This window comes from Mesorhizobium sp. M7A.F.Ca.CA.003.01.2.1, from assembly GCF_003998945.1.
In the GTDB taxonomy this organism is placed as follows: Bacteria; Pseudomonadota; Alphaproteobacteria; order Rhizobiales; family Rhizobiaceae; genus Mesorhizobium; species Mesorhizobium ciceri.
The window spans coordinates 1-4150 of sequence record NZ_RZRA01000493.1 but is presented as its reverse complement, the minus strand read 5'-3'; the positions used below and the strand labels follow the sequence as shown (position 1 = coordinate 4150).

Here is a 4150-nt window from a genome sequence, read left to right as displayed (position 1 = left end):
ACGCAGTGAAGGAAGAGGCGGCAAAGATCGGCGTCAAGAATGTCTACTGGATGACGCACGAGACCAACGCCACCGCGCGCAAGCTTTACGACCACGTCGCCCGCCGCACGGGCTTCATCGAGTATGATTTGCTGTAACCGGCCATGTTCATCCCCTTCTTCCTTGAACTGAAGGCTGCACGCGTTCCCGTCTCGCTCAGGGAATATCTGTCGCTGCTCGAAGGGCTGGAAGCCGGGTTGGTCGACTACGACGTCGAAGGTTTTTATTACCTCGCCCGCGCCGCCCTGGTGAAGGACGAGCGCCACATCGACCGCTTCGACCAGGTGTTCGCGCATGTCTTCAAGGGCATTGAAGCGCTGGGCGGACCGGACGCGCTGGACGTCGCCAATATCCCCGAGGAATGGTTGCGCCGCCTCGCCGAAAAGCACCTGACCGACGAGGAGAAAAAACTGGTCGAGGCGCTCGGCGGGTTCGAAAAGCTGATGGAGACTTTGAAACAGCGACTCGAGGAGCAAAAAGGTCGCCACCAGGGCGGCTCGAAATGGATCGGCACCGGCGGAACCTCGCCATTCGGCGCCTATGGCTACAATCCCGAAGGCGTGCGCATCGGCCAGCATGAAAGCCGCAACCGCCGCGCGGTGAAGGTCTGGGACAAGCGCGAGTTCAGGAATTTCGACGATGCCGTCGAACTCGGCACCCGCAACATCAAGATCGCGCTGAAACGCCTGCGTCGCTGGGTGCGCGAGGGCGCCGAGGAAGAGTTCGACCTGCCCGGAACCATCCACGCCACGGCCGAACACGGCTATCTCGACGTGCAGACGCGGCCAGAGCGGCGCAACGCGGTGAAGCTGTTGATGTTCTTCGATGTCGGCGGCTCGATGGACGACCACATCAAAAGCGTCGAGGAGCTGTTCTCGGCCGCCCGCGCCGAATTCCGCCAGCTCGAATATTTCTATTTCCACAACTGCCTCTATGAGGGCGTGTGGAAGGACAATCGCCGCAGGCATGCCGAGGTGATTCCGACCTTCGACCTGCTTCACAAATACGGTCCGGACTACAAGGTGATCGTCGTCGGCGACGCCTCGATGAGCCCTTACGAGATCGCTCACCCCGGCGGTTCGGTCGAGCACTGGAATCCGGAGGCGGGCAGCGTCTGGCTCGGCCGTCTGCTGCAGCAATGGCCGAACGCGGTATGGCTGAACCCCGAAGATCCCAAGAACTGGGGCTACACCCATTCGGTTGCGATGATCCGCGACATTTTCGGCGGCCGCATGTTCCCGCTGACGCTGGCCGGGCTGGAGGGCGCGACCAAGCAGCTTTCAAGAAAGCACTGAAAGACCGACAGGAGATCCGATGACCTGCTTCCTCTGCCTGCAATGCGGCGTCCAGTTCGCGGCGACAGAGACGCCGCCAGAACATTGCCCGATCTGCGAGGACGAGCGCCAATATGTGCGCTGGGAGGGCCAAGCGTGGATCACGCCGGAGGAACTTGCCGAAGGACACCGGCTTGTTATGAAGGACGATGCCGGCGTTCTCGGCTTCGGCATCGAGCCGCGCTTCGCCATCGGCCAACGGGCGCTGCTGGCGCAGACGCCGCACGGCAACGTGCTGTGGGACTGCGTTTCGATGGTCAGCGACGAGGCGGTGGCCGAGATCAACCGCCGCGGTGGCCTGGCGGCGATCGCCATCTCGCACTGCCACTATTATTCGGTGATGGCCAGTTGGAGCGAGGCGTTTGGCGGCGTGCCGATTTATCTCCATGCCGACGACCGCCAATGGATCATGCGACCGCACAAGGCGATCGTCAGTTGGGAAGGCGAGACGCTGGCCATAAACCCTTCGCTGACGCTCATCCGCTGCGGCGGCCACTTTGCCGGCGGTCAGGTGCTGCACTGGAAACGCGATGTCGGCGACGTCTTGCTGGCCGGCGATATCTTGCAGGTGACGCCGACGCGCCACCATGTCAGCTTCATGTACAGCTATCCGAACTACATTCCGCTCAATGCAGCGGCCGTGCGCCGCATCGCGGCGGCACTGGAGCCATTCGCGTTCGACCATATCTATGGTGCATGGTGGAACCAGAATGTCATCGGGGGCGCAAAAGCGGCGTTCGCTGCTTCGGTCGATCGCTATCTCAGGGCGATCGCATAAAGATCACGATCGAAAATGCGGGCAAATCGCGTAACAAATGCCTATCTTGGTGCGAATATGAGGTTGCAATCCGCGCATGGTCCCGAACCTCCGGTTCGGAAAGGATCATGCGCAAAACCAAAGTACTACAGCGTCCTTTGCGCGTCCGATGGGCGCGCGGCGCTGTAGTGGCGAGCCGGCAAGGCTGAGGAGATCGAATGGACACCCACACCTACCCTGTAACCCGCACCGACGCCGAATGGCGCGCCCGGCTGACGCCGGAGCAGTATGCCGTCATGCGCGGCCACGGCACCGAGCGGCCGGGAAGTTGCGCTTTGCTCTACGAGAAGCGCGCCGGCACCTTTTCCTGCGTCGGCTGCGACCAGCCTTTGTTTGAATCCAAGCTGAAGTTCGAGAGCGGCACCGGCTGGCCGAGCTTCAACGACCCGGTGCCGGGTTCGGTCGAAAACACCGTCGACCGCAGCTACGGCATGGTTCGCACCGAATGCCATTGCGCCCGCTGCGGCAGCCATCTCGGCCATGTCTTCGAGGACGGCCCGCCGCCGACCGGCCTGCGCTATTGCATCAACGGCGTGGCGCTGAAATTCGAGCCGGCGGCCTGAACCGAAATTCGATTGAATGAATGAAAAGGGCGGCTGCGGCCGCCCTTTTCATTGCCCCCCGGCCGAACCCGGCGAACGCGGTGGGCGCCCGTGTCCGCTCTCAGACCACGACCGTCAGGATCAGCCATAATGTGGCGCCGAGCGTCATCAGTGAGGCCTTGGCGCCACCGGCCTTTTCCGTGGTTCGCCATACGGAAAAGGTCAGAAAGAGGTTGTAGGGCACCGGTGCGAAATGCACCGCCAGAACCAGCGCCAGCGGCAGCTTCAGTCCGAGCAGGACGATCGCGGCCACCAGAGATGCGACGTTGAGCGCCGTGCCGACAAGAACAAGGTCGCGCCAGAACAGCCGGTCGAGCGGCACCTGGCCTTGCCAGCGTGAGCGGAAAAAGGAGCCGATACCCTCTGGCAACACCGGATGTCTATCCCTGCCTCAGGACTTCGGTTACCGCGCGCTCGAAACGCGAACATTCGGTCACCAGCCAGTCGGCCATGGCTGGCCAGTTGTCCTCGGCATAGCAGTTCACCCGCCACATCGAATTGATGCCGAGATCCTCGCAACTCTGTTCCGGCCTGAGCTTCAGCCGGGCTTCGATATCAGGCTGGAACGGTTTCAACCGCGACCACGCTTGCGTGGCGCCGAACTTCTCGTTGCGGCCGAAGAAGACGCCGACCTGGCTCTGCGCCGGCGCGACATACATGGAAAGGACCAAGGCGAAATCGGGCAGCCCGCGCTGCCAGAACCAGGGTCCGCGCCTCGCCATCAGAGCCCTTTCTTCCGGATGCCGCTCGGCGAACAGCGTCCAGAAGCCGCGCTGGCGGAATTCAGAGGCGCGGCGGGCGCCGAAGTCGAATTCGCTCATGGCTCGATGCTCGCTCCGGCATCATGCTCGGCCGGAGACTGTTTCGAAATTCGCTCCGGCGAGTCATATGGTGGTGGTTTCGAGAACCGGAGCGGAGCGTACTTAAAGTACGTGAGCTCAGTTCTACTGCATTGCAGTAGAACTAGGGAAGCGCAGAAAACGCCACCAGATGGCCGCCGGAGTAGAATTTCCAGACGGTCTCTACACCATGCCGAGTGCGGCCTTGTACAGATCGAGGATGGTTTCCTCTTCCTGACGCTCGGCCTGGTCCTTCTTGCGCAGCCGGATGATCGTGCGCATCGCCTTGGTGTCGAAGCCTGTGCCCTTGGCCTCGGCGAACACTTCCTTGATGTCGTCGGAAATGGTCTTCTTCTCTTCCTCGAGCCGCTCTATGCGCTCGATGAAGGCACGCAGCTGGCCGGCGGCAACAGTCTGGCTGGTATCGGTGATATCGTCGGCCATATTTTTCTCCACATCGTTTCTGCGCCGCGACTCGGGATGCATGCAGCGGCGAATTGAGCGGGCTCGATGCCCGAC

At 62.0% G+C, this 4150-nt stretch carries 6 protein-coding genes and 1 pseudogene; 4 read left to right on the top strand and 3 right to left on the bottom strand.

What is annotated here, in order from left to right:
* The 4 genes and pseudogenes from EN969_RS36100 to msrB form a co-directional block, all read left to right on the top strand.
* A pseudogene (locus EN969_RS36100) lies at positions 1 to 137 on the top strand (GNAT family N-acetyltransferase); the annotation flags it as partial.
* 6 nt (positions 138 to 143) lie between these two features.
* A complete protein-coding gene (locus tag EN969_RS19530) occupies positions 144 to 1334 on the top strand; it encodes a VWA domain-containing protein (RefSeq protein WP_063169210.1) in 1191 nt (396 codons plus the stop codon).
* A gap of 19 nt (positions 1335 to 1353) precedes the next feature.
* Positions 1354 to 2151 carry a hypothetical protein gene (locus EN969_RS19525; RefSeq protein WP_063169211.1) on the top strand — a complete coding sequence of 266 codons (798 nt, stop codon included), beginning with the start codon at positions 1354 to 1356 and terminating at the stop codon, positions 2149 to 2151.
* 197 nt (positions 2152 to 2348) lie between these two features.
* Positions 2349 to 2753: a peptide-methionine (R)-S-oxide reductase MsrB gene (msrB, locus tag EN969_RS19520; protein ID WP_013529102.1), complete on the top strand. Its 405-nt coding sequence runs from the start codon at positions 2349 to 2351 to the stop codon at positions 2751 to 2753.
* A 100-nt stretch (positions 2754 to 2853) separates the two neighbouring features.
* Here msrB and EN969_RS19515 read toward each other — a convergent pair whose 3' ends face one another.
* The 3 genes from EN969_RS19515 to EN969_RS19505 all read right to left on the bottom strand — a co-directional run bounded on the left by EN969_RS19515 (position 2854) and on the right by EN969_RS19505 (position 4075).
* Positions 2854 to 3165: a hypothetical protein gene (locus tag EN969_RS19515; protein WP_024502896.1), complete on the bottom strand. Its 312-nt coding sequence runs from the start codon at positions 3163 to 3165 to the stop codon at positions 2854 to 2856.
* A gap of 7 nt (positions 3166 to 3172) precedes the next feature.
* Positions 3173 to 3613 carry a hypothetical protein gene (locus EN969_RS19510; protein ID WP_013529100.1) on the bottom strand — a complete coding sequence of 147 codons (441 nt, stop codon included), beginning with the start codon at positions 3611 to 3613 and terminating at the stop codon, positions 3173 to 3175.
* A 201-nt stretch (positions 3614 to 3814) separates the two neighbouring features.
* Positions 3815 to 4075 carry a DUF2312 domain-containing protein gene (locus EN969_RS19505; RefSeq protein ID WP_013529099.1) on the bottom strand — a complete coding sequence of 87 codons (261 nt, stop codon included), beginning with the start codon at positions 4073 to 4075 and terminating at the stop codon, positions 3815 to 3817.
* Positions 4076 to 4150 lie beyond the last annotated feature (75 nt).